The sequence below is a fragment of the Paenibacillus sp. FSL R7-0179 genome (genome assembly GCF_038002265.1).
GTDB lineage: Bacteria > Bacillota > Bacilli > Paenibacillales > Paenibacillaceae > Paenibacillus_AQ.
In genome coordinates, this window is the sequence record NZ_JBBOCC010000002.1 from 857,912 (window position 1) to 874,284 (window position 16,373).

The following is a 16,373-nucleotide window of genomic DNA, read 5'->3' on the forward strand; positions in this document are numbered from 1 at the left end:
AGATATCCGCAAGGAGGAAGCGCAATGTATAAGCAACTGGTGGATAGTAATGACAAAGCAGTAGAACAGGGAATTCCCCGGCAGGTGCTGGATGAGAGCGACCTGTATTATGGAGGAACCCTTGATCCCCATACAGGGATTGCCTGGGTGAATCACACGACCGGCACCCCGACGGACATGTGTTATTGGGGTGCGGCGCTGGTGAACCCGGATTCCCGGTATTACCGGGATGAGGAGCTGCTGGAGCGGCTGAAGCTGGCCACGGAGTTCGTGCTGCGCTTCCAGCATCAGGACGGCTCTATCTCCCCGGGCTGGACGAATTATCATTCGCCGCCGGATACGGCCTTCGTTGTGGTCGGCTACGCGCAGTTATATCAACTGCTGGCGAAGCACGAGTGGCCGCCGCTTCAGCCGGTGCTGGACAACATGCTCCTGTTCCTTAATCAGTCCCTCCCCGTTATGCTTACGGGCGGAGTCCATACTCCGAATCACCGCTGGGTGATGTGCGCGGCGCTAGGATTTCTCTATGAGCTGTTCGGCGAAGAAGAGGCCCGGCAGCGGGCGGATGAATGGCTGGCGGAAGGAATGGATATTACACCGGACGGGGAATGGACCGAGCGGAGCAACGGCATCTACAGTGCCGTAAGTGATATTATGCTGATTCATGCCGCCCGGCTGCTGGATAAGCCGGAGCTGCTGGACCCGGTGCGCCGGAATCTGCATATGATGGTCTACCTTGTGCATCCGTCCGGCGAAGTCGTGACCGATTATTCCGGGCGGCAGGATCTGGGGGTGCTCCATGATCTGTCTCCTTATTATCTGCCCTATGCGATTCTTGCCCGTTCGGATAAGGATGCCGTGCTGGCGGGTATGGCGGAGTGGGCCGGACGCTCCTTATCCAATCCGGGCGTCTGCTCGGTGAACGCTCTGGTACGGATGCTGCTGGAGCCGGAGCTGCAGCGGCCGCCGGAGGTTACAGCAGAGCTGCCCGTGCAGTATGAACAAATCCTTAACGGTGATTTCCTGAGGGATGGCTATCTGCAAAGAATGGAGTCGGCGGGTCACCAGGGGAAGATCTACCACAGCCGGCTGCATACCGACTTCGGGGCGCCTGTGGCACGGCTTAGAGACGGGACGACCAGCGTGACGCTGATCACGGAGACGCCATCGTTCTTCGCGTTGCGCCACGGCGCTGTAAGGCTGCTGGCCGTTCAGCTGAATACCAGCTTCAATCCCGGATTCGTGCCGATGCAGGAGATGACCCGGCTGCCGGAGGGCTATTCACTGAAGGGCGTGCAGAAGAAGGGCTACTACGGTCCGGTTGAGGGGGCACTGCTCCCGCCGGAAGCGGGAACGGCGGTCAGCCCGTGGTATCTTTTGCCGCATCAGAGCCGTCCGCTGACCCATGAACAGACGTTGTCTGTAGAGACAGAGGTACACCGTACAGAGACGGGCTGGACGATCCGGCTGCACTGCGCGGAGCCTGCCCAGGTCCTGGCTCAGTTGTCCTTCAAATTCGGCTGGGAAGGCAACTTCACTTCAGGTGAGCTGCAGACGCTGGACGAGGACAACTTCCTATGGAGCGGCGGTCTGCTCCGGTACACCTATGGCGGAGACTGGATCGACCTGACGGGCGGCGAAATGGCACATCTCGGCAGAACAGCCCCGGAACCCGGTTCGCTCAAGAACTACAAAACCGTGCAGGTTAACCTCGTGACCCCGTTCGATAAGACCTTCACGCTTACTCTCTCTCCTGCACAGTAGAGAAGGCGGAGGTCGGAGCGTGTGGGCGATGGCATGTTCGCTTGGGCAGACACCAACATCTTCGGAGGCTGGTGTCTTTGCTGTGTGGAGGGTTAGCGGAAATGGGCACAAGCAGCGCAGTACCCCCGGGTTCGAGAGGAAACAAGTGGAAAAGTGTAGCTTAATTTAGCTATTTATGGTGGGTGTAGGGAAGTAAGTGGAAAAACGTAATTTAATTATGTTAGTTTCGGCATCTTTGGGTGGTACTTGTTAGTTTAAGTGTAATTTTTCCAACTGTTGTTGTAGAGGGGGATATTCTTATATGAGCAAGTGGAGAAAATCCAACTGGAGTAGCGAGCATATCGTAGCGAGTACATAATCTAAACGTAGCAGGCGTTCACCGTAATGATACTCAGCAGAGGAGCCTCCCAGTCTGCTGCTTCCTGGCAGTCCGGGAGGCTCCTCGATTTGTAAATGTTAGTCGCCACCGCCGCCGCCAGAATCTCCACCGCCGGAATCGCCGCCTCCATGGCTGCTGTGACCTCCGCTGTCCCAGCCCCCGTGGCTGCCGTCATGATGACCGCTATCCCAGTGACTGCCTCCATGGTTATGAGAATGATCTTGTGAATGATTCCCGTGGTGATGACCCTGATGATCGCTGGCCCCGCTATGCCCATCCGTGTTCCGCTGTTCATCGTGGCGGCTGTCACCAGCGTAGCTGCCGGCATCAGCTCCGGTACCTGTGATGAAATAATGATCTCCCGAGTGAGAGCGGGTTCTATTGCCGTAATTTTTGTACCGCGCATTACGATTACTGCGATTAATAAACATCACCGCAACGAAGATAACTGCTCCTGCGAATAGTAAGCTTCCCATCATGCAGAACCTCTCCTTTAACCAAATGTTGGATTGCCCTCATAAGAGAATCATACCATACTCCTGGAACCTACCTGGAATGCTGCTTGAATTGTCTCGGGGTGAGGCCGGTATACTTCTTGAATACTTTGGTAAAATAGCTCTGGTCGTTAAAATGCAGACGGGTGGCGATATCCGATAGCGTGATCCCGGGCAGCTGGATCAGCCGCTTGGCTTCTTCGACCCGCTGCTGCTGGATGTAGTCGCTGATGGCGGTGCCGGTTTCTTTTTTGAACAGCTGGGACAGGTAGCTGGCGCTCATTCCGGCGTATTCAGCCAGCCTGCCGAGCGGAAGCTCCTCATACAGGTGATTGTATATATAATTCCGGCACCGGTCGGAGATGCGGGAATGTCTTGCGCTGCGGCTGCCCTCTACCTGATCAGCGAAGTCGCATAGAGCGGCCAGCATGGCGCTGTCCACCGCCGGAATATCGCGAAGCTCCTCAATGTGCTGGATATGGAAGTCACTCAGGGTATAGGCAGCCTCCCAGAACAACCCGCCTTCAATCGCCGCTCGGGTGGCCAGCGTGATGGAGGAGACAGCCAGATTTTTTTTGCTGCGCAGCTGGCTTTTGCGGGACAGCCTTCCGTAGCTCTCTTCGGCAAAAGAAGCATGGGTCCGCAGCAGCCCCGCCTTGTCCCCGTTCGTAATATGGCGGAACATTTCGCGTTCCTGCATCGGGTCATGGTGCAGCCATGTATGCTCCCGGCGGTAGGATAAGTCCAGATCCGGGCTGTCGTCAGCCGGATGCAGCGGTTCTGCCAGCGTACCCGCCGCCAGCAGCAGCTCTGTCACGGACAACGCCTGCCCGGTGGCAAGCGTGTAGAGCAGGAGCGCGGCATGATACCAGCGCGTCAGGCTGATCACAGGCAAGCTGCCGTAGTACTCTAGCCAGCTTGCCTGCTGCCCGGGCGGAATGTTGTGATCGCGCAGCAGGCTGGCTGCGTTATCACCGGTAACAGGTGCGTTCAGCGCCGGACCGATGACGATAGCACCGCCATTGCCCTGAAGCTGGAGAATAATGAAACTCTCCAGGAAGCCGGTTGTGTGCAGATACGGTAAAGCGTCTGCAGCAGCAGTTCTGCCCGTCACTGCGCTAAGCATCCCGCCTTCAGTTGCTGTTCCGCTACTAACCGTGCTATACATCTCGTCCGTCTTCACGTTGAGCGTCCTGCCCGCCGCCGCCACTCCGTATCCCCGGACAAGCTCCATAACCTCGACCGGCAGGCCGCCCGTCCCCTGAACGGAGGGCCGGTCCACTAAAGCCGATGCCATAGTAAGACGGAGCGCAGCCGCTTCATCAATCCACATGACCGGCACCCGGTAAGCTTCGTAGATCAGCTTACAGATGTACTCTGGATCTTCGTCATTCCCGCTTAGCTTCGCCATGGGCCACCTCCTTTATTTGTATACTTAGAATACCAAAGATCGAAAGAAAGTACCATAAATGGCCGGTACAGTCGTATAGAATGGAGTCAAGAAACCGTATTCATAGGAGGCAATACAATGGTAAAGGACATAACCGCGATTCGGAAGCTCATTTCACAAATGACACTGGAAGAGAAGGCCGGACTCTGCTCCGGGCTGGATTTCTGGAACACCAAAAGTATCGAGCGGCTGGGCATTCCATCAGTGATGGTAACAGACGGACCCCACGGGCTCCGCAAGCAGCAGGGCGACGCAGATCATCTGGGATTGAATAACAGTGTGCCGGCAACCTGTTTTCCTTCAGCGGCCGGACTGGCCTCCTCTTGGGACCGCGACCTGATTTTCCGGGTAGGCGAGGCGCTGGGAACGGAATGCCAGGTGGGGAATGTCGCCGTTCTGCTCGGACCGGGCAATAATATCAAGCGATCTCCGCTGAATGGCCGGAATTTTGAATATTTCTCAGAGGACCCGTTCCTGGCCTCAGAGATGGCTGCGAATCATGTGAAGGGGGTGCAGAGCCAGGGGGTCGGCACTTCCCTGAAGCATTATGCCGCCAATAATCAGGAGCACCGCCGCATGTCTGTAGATGCTGTTATTGACGAGCGGACGCTGCGTGAGATTTACCTTGCCAGCTTCGAAGGCACTGTGAAGCAGAGCCAGCCGTGGAGTGTCATGTGCTCGTATAATCAGGTGAACGGGGAGTATGCTTCCGAGAGCTATGAGCTGCTGACCAAGGTGCTGCGGGAGGACTGGGGCTTCGAAGGCTTCGTCGTGTCGGACTGGGGAGCGGTCAATGAGCGGGTGAAGGCGCTGGCGGCAGGGCTGGAGCTGGAAATGCCGTCAAGCGCTGGAATCGGAGACGCTAAGATCGTAGCGGCTGTGAATAGCGGCGAATTGGCTATGGAGACGCTGGATCTCGCGGTAGAGCGGATGCTGGCCTTTATCTTCAAAAGTGTAGAAAACCGCAATCCGCAAGCGGTCTTCGATGCAGATAAGCATCATCAGCTTGCACGCGAAGTGGCCCGGGAGAGCATGGTGCTGCTGAAGAACGAAGGCGGAATTCTGCCCCTGGCGAAGAGCGGACAGATTGCCGTGATCGGCGAATTCGCCAAGCAGCCGCGCTATCAGGGCGGGGGCAGCTCGCATGTGAATCCATCCCGGATGGATGATGCCTTCGTTGAATTACAGGCCGTTGCGGGGGATGCAGCCAGCTTCCTGTACGCACAGGGCTATGAGCTGGAGAGCGATGACATCAATGCTGATCTGCTGCGCGAAGCCTGCGATACAGCAGCCAAGGCGGATGCAGCTGTGCTGTTCCTCGGCCTGCCGGACCGCTACGAATCGGAGGGCTATGACCGTAGCCATCTGCTGCTGCCTGCGAGCCATAAGGCGTTGATTGAAGCGGTGGCTGAGGTGCAGAGCGAGATTATTGTAGTGCTGAGCAACGGCGCGCCGGTTGAGATGCCTTGGCTGCATAGGGCGAAGGCGGTGCTTGAAGGCTACCTTGGCGGTCAGGCTTTTGGCGGTGCGGTTGCGGATCTGCTCTTCGGCGAAGTGAGCCCAAGCGGCAAGCTGGCGGAGACCTTCCCTATGAAGCTGAGCGACAATCCGTCATTCCTGAACTTCCCCGGTGAAGGCGATACGGTGGAGTACAAGGAAGGCTTGTTTGTAGGCTATCGTTATTATGATAAAAAAGAAATAGAGCCGCTGTTCCCCTTCGGCTTCGGCCTTAGCTACACGCAGTTTGAATATAGCGGTCTGCTTCTGGATCAGACCCGGATTCAGGACACAGATACCGTTCAGGTGTCGGTCACGGTCAAGAACACCGGCAGCATAGCGGGCAAGGAAGTTGTGCAGCTCTATGTCAGCGATGTGGAGAGCAGTGTGATCCGTCCGCTGCAGGAGCTGAAGGGCTTCGCCAAGATTGAGCTGCAGCCCGGGGAAGAAGGCGTCGTAACCTTCACTTTGGATAAGCGTTCCTTTGCCTACTACAATGTGAAGCTGGCTGACTGGCATGTAGAGAGCGGGATGTTCAAGATTTCTGTTGGAGCTTCGTCACGCGATATCCGCCTGAGCACGGAGCTTGCGGTAGAATCCACCGTGAAGCTGCACGGCCGCTTCCACCGCAACACCACAGTCGGCGATCTGCTCGCCAATCCGCTGACGGAGGAGAAGGCGAAGAGCTTCAGCAGTGTGTTCGGGCTGGAGGATGTGCTTGGCGACAATCCGGAGATGCTGCTGGCCATGATGAAATATATGCCGCTGCGCGCCATGATCGGCTTCGGCCAGGGCAAGTATACCGAGGCGGATCTGGAGGCGGATCTGCAGGAGCTGAACAGGCTGGCTGGACAGGCGTAAGAGCATATTCCGCGGGAAGACATATCGTTTGTCCTCCCTATACAAAGATTAAGAGGCAGCGGGATATTCAGTCCGCTGCCTTAAGCTTAGGAAAACGGCATGCCAGATTAATATTCTCCAATGCCACCGCATTCCGCACACCGGCGGGCAGCTTAACCCTGGTGATTGCCAACCCCTATAAGGAGTCCCGGACACTGCATCTGGAATACGGTGCTGCGCTGCACTCCTTTGTGCTTGAGGCGGATTCAGAAGAAGGGCTAATCATGAGCCGTGACCTCCGGAGGCTGGAGAGTTGCTTTTGGCAGCGTGATTTGCTAACATAGGATGTAAGTTAATAATTTAGTTAATAGTTCTCTAGGGTTCCGCAGCAGGTACACACCGCTGGTCTGGTCCGAGGGAGAACACACGGATGAAGCGAATCCGTGTATACACGGAGGGACAAAAGCCCGGGAGGTATCGTCAGGTAATGACGATAGCCTTCCGGGCTTATTTTATGAAACAGGAGGACGGAGAAATGAAGAAGAACACTAAGAGCTGGATCATGATTGCAGGCGCTGCCTGCTTTGAAGTGATATGGGTCATCGGGCTGAAGCATGCCTCCGCTCCATGGGAATGGGCGGTAACGGTAGCGGCTATCCTGATCAGCTTCTACGCCCTCATCTGGGCTAGCGGCAGGCTGCCGGTAGGCACGGTCTATGCTGTATTCGTCGGACTTGGAACAGCGGGCACCGTTCTGGCGGGTGGAGTTCTGTTCGGTGAACCGCTGCGGCCGCTGAAGCTGCTGCTGATTGGCCTGCTGCTGGCGGGCGTTGTCGGCTTGAAGCTGGTTACCCCGGCTCAGGCTGAACCTGAACAGGCAAAGGGGCTGAACTGAGATGGCATGGGTGATGCTGATTGCTGCCGGAATATGTGAAATGTTCGGGGTCGCCATGATTGGCAAGCTGTACAAGAACCGCAACTGGCAGTCCTTCTGCCTTTTGATACTGGGCTTCGGGGCAAGCTTCCTGTTGTTGTCTCTGGCGATGGAGAGTCTGCCCATGGGGATTGCTTACGCGATCTGGACAGGAATTGGAGCGTCAGGAGCGGCGATCATGGGGATGATATTCTACGGTGAAGCACGGGATGTGAAGCGGATTGCCTGTATTGTAGTGATTCTGGGAGCTGTAGCGGGCCTGAAGCTAATTGGCTGAGGCTGCTGAAACTTTACAAGCTCCACACTTACCCGGATGTTTCGCAGACGCTATTATGGTAAGTATATAAGTAAGAACATTATTCTTATAAGGAGACTTATCACATATGAGCAAACCTGTATCTGAGAGTATCCGCCTGAATGACGGAGCTGTGCTGCCCAGACTGGGGCAGGGAACCTGGCAGATTGGCGACCAGCCAGCGAAGCGGGCGGAAGAGATTGCTGCGCTTCGCCAAGGCGTGGAGCTGGGCATGAATCTGATTGATACGGCTGAGATGTACGGGGACGGCCGCTCCGAAGAACTGGTTGGTGAGGCGCTGCAGGGCATCCGTGACCGCGTATTTCTGGTCTCCAAGGTGTACCCGCATAATGCGGGCGGGGCCAAGCTGATAAGCAGCTGCGAAGCCAGCCTGAAGCGGCTCGGCACAGACCAGCTGGACCTGTACCTGCTGCACTGGCGCGGCAATATTCCTTTGGAGGAGACGGTGGAGGGGATGGAGGCACTGGTGGCTTCCGGCAAAATCGCCCGCTGGGGCGTATCCAATCTGGATACGGCAGATATGCAGGAGCTGCTGCATATCTCCGGCGGCAATCACTGCGCAGTGAATCAAGTGCTCTATCATCTGGGCTCAAGAGGGATTGAGCATGAGCTGCTGCCTTGGCTGAGAGGACATAAGATTCCTGTCATGGCCTATTCTCCGCTGGCACAGGCGGGAACGCTGAGAAAAGGGCTGACCGAGAATGAAGCCGTGCAACGGATTGCCCGGAATCATGAGGTCACTCCGCTGCAGGTTCTGCTGGCCTGGACCATCCGTGACGGGGATGTCATCGCTATCCCCAAGGCCGCCACCCGAGAGCATGTGAAGGAGAATGCGGCCGCCGCTAGGCTTGTGCTTACAGACGACGAGCTGTGGCAGCTCGATGACGCTTTTCCCCAGCCGTCGTGGAAGGTTCCGCTGGACATGATTTAATCATAGCTTAACTGCTGCTGCATGGCATAGCATAGCCGTCTCCGCATGGGGGGCGGCTTTTTTTTGTTAACCGAATACAATGGGCGACCTGATATTATACGTGAATTTGTGCATCCTATGGAGAAGCTTGTAGGCCGATTGGAGCAGCACGGATACCGGACTTAAGCCCCTTGGCAGGAGCTCTTAAATGTTGTCAACAATGTTCATGCCGAAACCGTGTTTTCAATTTGGTGACAAAGAAAGCGCTTTGATTTACGATGTGTTCAAAGGGAAAACACCTTTCAGAGTGCGGTGCGGAAGGTTCCCGTTCATTACAATAAGGGGGCATCTTAAATGGCCACAACGGCAACGAAACAAACCTCATCCGGCGGTGCAAGGGTGAAGGTTCAACAATTCGGACGTATGCTCAGCGGTATGGTAATGCCGAATATCGGCGCTTTTATCGCTTGGGGATTGATTACAGCATTATTCATTCCAACGGGCTGGTATCCTAATGAAAGCCTTGCAGCTCTTGTAGGCCCAATCATTAACTACCTGCTTCCACTCTTGATCGGCTACACCGGCGGACAGATGGTTCACGGCAAGCGCGGTGCTGTCATCGGCGCACTGGTAACCATGGGGGTTATCGTCGGCTCAACCATTCCAATGTTCCTGGGTGCGATGATTGTCGGTCCGCTGGCTGCCTGGGTGCTGAAGCAGTTCGACAAAGCAGTGGACGGCAAAATCAGAGCCGGGTTCGAAATGCTGGTCAACAACTTCTCGCTGGGGATCATCGGCGGCGCGTTGACGCTGGGAGCCTTAAAAGGCGTTGGGCCGCTGGTTCAGGGCTTGACCAACATCCTCTCAAATGGTGTAGAGTTCCTGGTTAACCACAATCTGCTGCCGCTCATCAACATCATCATTGAGCCGGCCAAGGTACTGTTCCTGAACAATGCGATCAACCACGGGGTACTGGGACCAATTGCGCTTGAAGAGTCCCAGAGAATCGGCAAATCCATCCTGTTCATGCTTGAATCGAATCCGGGTCCTGGTCTGGGCATTCTGCTGGCCTACTGGCTGGCGGGCAAAGGCTCTGCCAAATCCTCCGCACCGGGCGCCATTATCATTCACTTCCTGGGCGGGATTCATGAGATCTACTTCCCTTACATCCTGATGAATCCGCGTCTGATTCTGGCAGTCATCGGCGGCGGAATGTCCGGTACATTCACCTTCCAGATGCTGGGCGCAGGTCTTGTAGCTTCTCCTTCTCCAGGCAGTATCTTTGCTTACTTCGCAATGACGCCTAAGGGCGGATATCTTCCAATGATTGCCGGGGTTGTCGTGGCTACCATTGTATCGTTCCTGATTGCAGCTGTGCTTCTGAGATCTTCCAAGAATAATGATCAAGAAGAGATGGATTTGGAAGCGGCAGAGGCCAGAATGAGAGACATGAAGTCTGCCGGTACGGCAGCACAGACTGCTGCAACTGCAACTGTAGCCTCCAATGTCCGCACCAAAGCCAATGTGAACAAAATCGTCTTCGCTTGTGATGCAGGGATGGGCTCCAGCGCAATGGGCGCCTCGGTCCTGAGAAAGAAGCTGCAAAATGCAGGGGTGAACATCACCGTTACGAACTCTGCGGTCAGTGAAATTCCGGCGGACGCGGACATCGTGGTCACGCAGAAGACGCTTACCGACCGGGCGATTGCCAGCAATCCGCAGGCAGAGCATATCTCGATTGATAACTTCCTGAAGAGCCCGAAGTATGATGAGCTTGTAGAACGTTTGAAGTAAACGGCATAAGTGTAAGTTGAAGTAGACGTATACAATGCTAAATAAGGAGACGCTGGCCGCCAAAGCCAGCGTTGTCTCCATATAGCGAGGGTTAGCGGAAATGACGAAAATTACCGCCAGACAGCGCCAGATCCTATGGCTTCTGCTTGAAGCAAGCGGAGAGATTACCGCTGTGAAAATTGCCGAGGCTACCGGGGTAAGCGTAAGGACCGTACACCGGGAGATGGAGGATATAGAGTCCGCGCTTGAGAACTTTGATCTTAATCTGATCAAAAAATCAGGCAAAGGCATCCAGTTGAGCGGCCCGGAGGCCGGTCTTGCGGAGCTGCGCCTGTTCCTGCGGGAAGAGAAGCCGGCGGATTATTCCGGCGAAGACCGCAAGGTATTCGAGCTCTGTGTTCTGCTGGAGGCGGAGGAGCCGGTGAAGCTGTTCACACTTGCGCACTCCCTTAAGGTTACAGTTGCTTCTATCAGCTACGATCTGGATGAACTGGAGCAGTGGGTCCGTAAGTTCGGGCTGGAGCTTGTCCGGAGAAGAGGCTATGGCGTTGAAATTACCGGCAGCGAGCTCGACAAGCGCCGGGCGATTGGCCGGTTAGCCGCAGAGCATCTGGATCTGTCTGATCTGGTCGGTCATGGTTCTCTGGCTGAGAGCAATCCGGCTTTTCGTGTGCTGTTGACTACAGTCGGTCAGTCCAACCTTATGGAAGTAGAGAATACGCTGTGGGATATGGAATGGAAATGGACGGCGGAGCTGCCCGAAATTGTCTATATGGAAATGCTCCTGGCCCTTGCCGTCACTACCCGGCGGATTGAGCTTAGCCGGAGCATCGACAGCGGGGCGGAAGCAGGCTATTCCAGGGTCTCCGACCACCGGAACATTGCCGGAGCCGAGCGATTTGTGCAGCAGCTCGCAGAGGTGCTTGAGCTGAAGATTCCCCGGGTAGAGATTCTATATATTGCCGGGCTGTTCGACCGGGTTCAGGATTCCTTCTCCTCTTCCGGCTATGCTTACGGCGATATTGAATTAATGGAGATTGTTTACAAGCTTACCGAGAGCGTGGTCAAGCGGACGGGGTTGCCCTTCCAGAGCGACCGTTCCCTGCGCGAGGGCCTGCTGGAGCATATTGATCCGGCATTGAAGCGGATTCGGGAGGGTACCCGTATCCGTAACCCGCTGCTCGGCCCGATCCGCAGGGATTACGAATATCTGTTCAACATCCTCCGCGCAGCCGTGGAGGATATGCAGCTGGAGCTTACGATCCCGGATGAAGAAATCGGATTTCTGGTCATGCATTTCGGGGCTTCCGCAGAGCGGCTGAACCAGCTAAGGCGCAACGTAAGAGCCATTCTGGTCTGTGCCAGCGGCCTAAGCTCCTCCCGGCTGCTGGCTACCCGGCTGACCAAGGAAATGCCGCAGATTGAGATTCTCGGCAACATCTCCTGGTATGAAGCGGCGCGCCTGCCTGATGAAGATTACGATCTGATTATATCTACCATCGATCTGCCGATTGACAAGGAGCGTTACATCAAGATCAGCCCACTGCTCACAGCGGAGGAGATTGAGAAGCTGCTGAATTACATTCAGAACACGACGCTGCGGGAACGGGGGAAAGGGCGGAACGGTGAACCGGATCAGGCGGTCCGGGAGGAAGCCTCGCTTGAACGTCTCAGGAGCTACAAGGGTATTCTGGATGAGATCGTCAGCCTGCTGGAGCGTTTCCGGTTCCATCCCATTGATAACCAGGGGATGGATCTGTCAGCGACGATCGTGGAGATGCTGGAGACGCTGAATGGAAACGGCGTGGTCGGGGATGCCGGGATTGTGCTGGAGCGTCTGCTGGAGCGGGAGCGGATGACCAGCCAGGTAATCCCGGATACGGCGCTGGCGCTGTTCCATACCAGAAGCAGCCATATTCACCTGTCATCGCTGACCCTGTACCGTCTCGATCAGCCCGTAATTCTGGAGGGGGATACAGAGGTCCGGGTCATTCTGCTTATGCTGGCTCCGCGCAGACTCTCTAAGGAGAGCCTGGAGGTGCTAAGCGAGATCAGCGCACTGCTGCTGAACTCTGAGCTGGTTCAATTGCTGGAAGAACGTTCAGAGTCAGAGATCCGGGGGTACTTGTCCTCGGAGCTGCTTCATTTTTTCCAAAATAAATGTTGAAAGAGGGAGAAACCCTATGAGTATACTGTCAGAAAATAAAGTGATTATGCACGGTGCCGCAAACGATAAATACGAAGCCATCAAGATGGCGGGCAAGCTGCTGGTCGATGCAGGGCATGTAACGGAGGAATATGTTCCCAAGATGCTGGAACGCGAGGAAGTGGTGTCCACGTATATGGGCGGCGGATTGGCTATTCCGCATGGTACTAAGGAAGCGCGGCCTTATATTAAGTCCACTGGTTTGTCTATCATCCGCTTCCCGGACGGGGTGGATTTCGGCGGGGATGAGCCGGCGTTTGTTGTCATCGGCATTGCTGCCGCAGGCGACGGGCATATGGAGGTTCTGACGAACGTGGCGATGATATTCACCGAGGATGATGCCATTGACCGCGTCATGAACGCTCCTACGGCTGCTGATGTTATTGCAATCTTTGAAGGAGGACTGGAGTAATGAAGGCGGTCCATTTCGGCGCGGGCAATATCGGCAGGGGCTTCATCGGGCTGCTGTTGTCGCAGGCGGGCTATGAAGTGACTTTTGTGGATGTGAATGAGGCCTTTGTCACCCAGCTCAAGGAACGCGGCGAGTATCCGGTCACGCTGGCCAGCGGCGGTCAGGAAACGGTCATCGTGAAGAATGTAACGGCTCTTAGCAGTGTAACGCATGCGGATGAAGTAGCGGCCGCCATTGCTGAAGCGGATCTGGTGACAACTGCGGTTGGTGTGTCCATTCTGAAGCATATCGCGGGTGTACTGGCTGATGGCATCAGCAGAAGAGCAGCTGTCTCCTCCGCACCGCTGCATGTAATCGCCTGCGAGAATGCGATTGGCGGCAGTGCACAGCTCAAGGAGCTGGTGTACGCGAAGCTGGATGAAGAGACCCGTGCGAAGGCTGAATCTTCGGTTGCTTTTCCGAACGCGGCAGTGGACCGGATCGTTCCGCTCCAGCAGCATGAGGATATTCTGAAGGTGGTTGTTGAGCCGTTCTATGAATGGGTGGTGGACGCCTCGCAGATGATCCCGGGCTATACGCCGGTTGAAGGGGTGCATTATGTAGAGAATCTGGAGCCGTATATTGAACGCAAGCTCTTTACTGTGAACACGGGCCACTGCTCTGCGGCGTACCTTGGCTTCCTGCAGGGCTACGAGACCATTCAGCAGGCTATGGCGGATGAGGCGTTAACGGCGAAGGTACGTGAGGTGCTGGAGGAGACCGGCGCGGTGCTGGTCCAGAAGCATGGCTTCGATGCAGCGGAGCACAGCCGGTATATCGATAAAATCCTGGAACGCTTCCGCAATCCGGCGTTGACCGATGAGGTGTCCCGAGTAGGCCGCTCGCCGCTGCGCAAGCTGTCGCCGAATGACCGTCTGGTATCCCCTGCAACGCAGGCGTATGACAGAGGGCTGAGCTACACGGCGCTGACGCGTTCCATGGCCGGTGCGCTGCTGTTCAAGGCGGGGGATGACCCCGAAGCGCTAGAGCTGCAAGCTGCAATCGCGGAGCTTGGAGCAGAAGCAGCGTTGACGAAGTATACGGGGCTTGCTGCGGATCACCCTATTCATCAGTCTGCGATGGAGCAATATGCGATTTTGAGCTAAGAACATATAAATACAGCCGCAGGGAAAGCCTATAAGCTTATCCCTGCGGCTATTTGTGTTAGAAAGATACGACTTTATATGTTTTGTGGGGAGGTTGGTTAGCTGTTCTCCAGAATCGTCTGCAGTGTCGTGCGGTCCAGTCCCTGCACCAGCTTAATCAGCAGCTCTTTGGCTGCCGCATAATCATCACTGTGGATGATCGAGGTGGCCGTGTGGATGTAACGGGAGCAGATCCCGATTACCGCTGAAGGAATGCCGATGCCGCTGAGATGCACCTGACCCGCATCCGTTCCTCCCTGGGAGACGAAATACTGGTACTTGATCTTATGAGTGTCGGCTGTATCCTGCACATATTCAACCAGCCCCCGGTGGGTAATCATCGTCGGGTCAAAAATACGCAGCAGCGCACCCTGTCCCAGATGGCCGAAGGCCTGGCGGTCGCCGGTCATATCGGCAGCGGCGCTGGCGTCCAGCCCGAAGAAAATATCCGGGGCCAGCAGATTGGCAGCCGTCCGGGCACCGCGCAGCCCAACCTCTTCCTGAACGGTAGCCCCGCAGTAGAGCGTATTCGGCAAGGCTTGTCCGTGCAGTTCCTTCATTAATTCAATAGCCAGTCCGACACCGTAGCGGTTGTCCCAGGCCTTGGCCATAATCTTCTTCGGATTGGCCAGCGGCGTGAACGGGCAGACCGGAACGACCTGCTGTCCCGGAGCTACTCCGAAGCTCTGTGCTTCCTCGCGGCTGTCTGCACCGATATCAATGTACATCTTGCTGATCTCCCCGGCCTTGCCGCGTTCATCCGCGCTTAGCAGGTGGATGGGTGTACTGCCGACCACGCCGTTCAGCGTACCCTTCGGCGTAATGATCTGCAGCCGCTGTGAGGCCACGGCCGAAGCCAGCCATCCGCCCAGCGGTGTGAAGCGGATCATCCCGTTGTCTGTAATGCCGGTCACCATGAAGCCTACCTCATCGAAATGGCCGGCCACCATAATCTTGGGACCGTTAGCTTCACCGCGCATAACGCCGAACAGGCTGCCCAGCCGGTCCTGCACGAATTCATCCGTATAAGGCGTCATAGCCTCCTTGACATAAGCGCGCAGCTCGCGCTCGAAGCCGGAGGCTGAGGGAAATTCTGTTAAGGTTTTGAACAATTCAAGGGTGTCTGTATTCATACATATATCGCTCCTTTATGACATCTACATAAGCTGAACTTAAGAATAATGGCCGGCTGATTGACGAAACCTTTGTATATTCAAGGATTTCGTCAATCAGCAAGTCAGATTCTTAAGTTCACTCTTTTAGTATGAACATTCTTACGCCGCTTGTCCATGCCGGGAGGGCAAATGAACACAAGGGCTCCCTGTGCGAATACTATACGGTAAGGGCTCTGCAGGCAGGAGCCGGAGAAAGGAAGCGAGGAGAATGTGGCTCTCGGGGATCGTAGCCCAGGCAGGCAGCCGGAGCGGATTCCGCAAAGTGCCGGTCCGCCGGCAAAGCTTGCCCAGGCGTTACCGCCGCCGGTACGGGCGGGAGAATGAGGCGGTACTGATCCTGGTGCTGTTTTTGCTGCTGATTGTTGTGCTGTTTTATTTTTCCTGAGCAGGAGGGACATAACGGGGCCGCCTGAAGTGAATAATAAGGAAAACTTAATTCCGCATAACACGAAGGGACGGGACTGCTGCTTACCCGCTGCCCGTTCCCTTTCGTATCCAACAGTTCAGGGGGTGTCTGCATTGCCGGCAAAAACAAAAAAGTCAGGCGTCAAGCTGAACCTTGACGGTCTGACCCCGAAGGCCTATCAGGAATTGGCCAAGCCTTACGTGCCTTCTCGTCCTGTATTCAAAAATTGTATGCGCGCCTTCCTCTCCGGGGGACTCATCTGTGTGCTGGGACAAGGCATCCAGGAAGCATTCATGGCGATATTCGATATGACCTCCAGAGAGGCGGCAAGCCCGACCGTAGCCATTCTGATTCTGCTCTCCGTCATACTGACCAGCTTCGGGGTATATGACAAGCTCGCCCAATGGTGCGGTGCAGGCACAGCAGTGCCGGTCACAGGATTCGCCAACAGCATGTGCTCTGCGGCACTGGAGCACCGGGCGGAAGGGCTGGTGCTGGGCGTGGGCGGGAACATGTTCAAACTGGCCGGGTCGGTTATTGTGTTCGGCGTCGTTGCTGCTTTTATCGTGGGTGTAGTGTATGCCGTTATGGGCTGGGGAGGTGCGCATTAAA

At 55.7% G+C, this 16,373-nt stretch carries 14 protein-coding genes and 1 riboswitch; of the genes, 11 read left to right on the forward strand and 3 right to left on the reverse strand.

Translation table 11 applies throughout. From position 1 onward, the window contains the following. The first annotated feature begins 24 nt into the window (after positions 1 to 24). Positions 25 to 1,764 (forward strand): hypothetical protein, encoded by a 1,740-nt coding sequence (locus tag MKX63_RS20390; RefSeq protein ID WP_341019633.1) that lies wholly within the window; start codon positions 25 to 27, stop codon positions 1,762 to 1,764. 359 nt (positions 1,765 to 2,123) lie between these two features. On the opposite strand, the gene MKX63_RS20395 is transcribed toward MKX63_RS20390, so the two are convergent. Together MKX63_RS20395 and MKX63_RS20400 are read right to left on the reverse strand one after the other, a co-directional pair. Then, positions 2,124 to 2,549 (reverse strand): hypothetical protein, encoded by a 426-nt coding sequence (locus tag MKX63_RS20395; protein WP_341019634.1) that lies wholly within the window; start codon positions 2,547 to 2,549, stop codon positions 2,124 to 2,126. Positions 2,550 to 2,689: 140 nt separating this feature from the next. Next, positions 2,690 to 4,048 carry a helix-turn-helix domain-containing protein gene (locus MKX63_RS20400; protein WP_341019635.1) on the reverse strand — a complete coding sequence of 453 codons (1,359 nt, stop codon included), beginning with the start codon at positions 4,046 to 4,048 and terminating at the stop codon, positions 2,690 to 2,692. Between the two features lie 117 nt (positions 4,049 to 4,165). On the opposite strand from MKX63_RS20400, the gene MKX63_RS20405 reads away from it, so the two are divergent. The 8 genes from MKX63_RS20405 (at position 4,166) to MKX63_RS20440 (ending at position 14,141) form a co-directional block, all read left to right on the forward strand. Continuing rightward, complete coding sequence (locus MKX63_RS20405) at positions 4,166 to 6,445, forward strand: glycoside hydrolase family 3 C-terminal domain-containing protein (RefSeq protein WP_341019636.1); 2,280 nt, start codon at positions 4,166 to 4,168, stop codon at positions 6,443 to 6,445. A 343-nt stretch (positions 6,446 to 6,788) separates the two neighbouring features. Next, a riboswitch (guanidine-I (ykkC/yxkD leader) is annotated at positions 6,789 to 6,900 on the forward strand. 59 nt (positions 6,901 to 6,959) lie between these two features. Then, complete coding sequence (locus MKX63_RS20410) at positions 6,960 to 7,319, forward strand: DMT family transporter (RefSeq protein ID WP_341019638.1); 360 nt, start codon at positions 6,960 to 6,962, stop codon at positions 7,317 to 7,319. Between the two features lies 1 nt (position 7,320). Beyond that, positions 7,321 to 7,635: a DMT family transporter gene (locus MKX63_RS20415; protein WP_341019640.1), complete on the forward strand. Its 315-nt coding sequence runs from the start codon at positions 7,321 to 7,323 to the stop codon at positions 7,633 to 7,635. A 106-nt stretch (positions 7,636 to 7,741) separates the two neighbouring features. Beyond that, entirely contained in the window at positions 7,742 to 8,605 is an 864-nt protein-coding gene (locus MKX63_RS20420; protein WP_341019643.1) for an aldo/keto reductase, read from the forward strand. 333 nt (positions 8,606 to 8,938) lie between these two features. Beyond that, positions 8,939 to 10,378: a PTS mannitol transporter subunit IICB gene (locus tag MKX63_RS20425; protein WP_341019644.1), complete on the forward strand. Its 1,440-nt coding sequence runs from the start codon at positions 8,939 to 8,941 to the stop codon at positions 10,376 to 10,378. Between the two features lie 100 nt (positions 10,379 to 10,478). Further along, positions 10,479 to 12,545, forward strand: coding sequence for a BglG family transcription antiterminator (locus MKX63_RS20430; protein ID WP_341019646.1), 2,067 nt, complete (start codon positions 10,479 to 10,481; stop codon positions 12,543 to 12,545). Positions 12,546 to 12,561: 16 nt separating this feature from the next. Beyond that, positions 12,562 to 12,996, forward strand: coding sequence for a PTS sugar transporter subunit IIA (locus tag MKX63_RS20435; RefSeq protein ID WP_341019648.1), 435 nt, complete (start codon positions 12,562 to 12,564; stop codon positions 12,994 to 12,996). Beyond that, the gene (locus MKX63_RS20440) at positions 12,996 to 14,141 is read left to right on the forward strand and encodes a mannitol-1-phosphate 5-dehydrogenase (protein ID WP_341019650.1); all 1,146 of its coding nucleotides are present in this window, start codon (positions 12,996 to 12,998) and stop codon (positions 14,139 to 14,141) included. The genes MKX63_RS20435 and MKX63_RS20440 overlap by 1 nt, the downstream gene beginning before the upstream one ends. Before the next feature lie 98 nt (positions 14,142 to 14,239). Here MKX63_RS20440 and MKX63_RS20445 read toward each other — a convergent pair whose 3' ends face one another. Then, a complete protein-coding gene (locus MKX63_RS20445) occupies positions 14,240 to 15,313 on the reverse strand; it encodes a M42 family metallopeptidase (protein WP_341019652.1) in 1,074 nt (357 codons plus the stop codon). A gap of 250 nt (positions 15,314 to 15,563) precedes the next feature. Between MKX63_RS20445 and MKX63_RS20450 the strand changes: the two genes are divergently transcribed. Continuing rightward, the gene (locus MKX63_RS20450; protein ID WP_341019655.1) at positions 15,564 to 15,740 is read left to right on the forward strand and encodes a hypothetical protein; all 177 of its coding nucleotides are present in this window, start codon (positions 15,564 to 15,566) and stop codon (positions 15,738 to 15,740) included. A gap of 134 nt (positions 15,741 to 15,874) precedes the next feature. Further along, positions 15,875 to 16,372 (forward strand): stage V sporulation protein AC, encoded by a 498-nt coding sequence (gene spoVAC / locus MKX63_RS20455; protein ID WP_341019656.1) that lies wholly within the window; start codon positions 15,875 to 15,877, stop codon positions 16,370 to 16,372. Position 16,373: the final 1 nt, after the last annotated feature.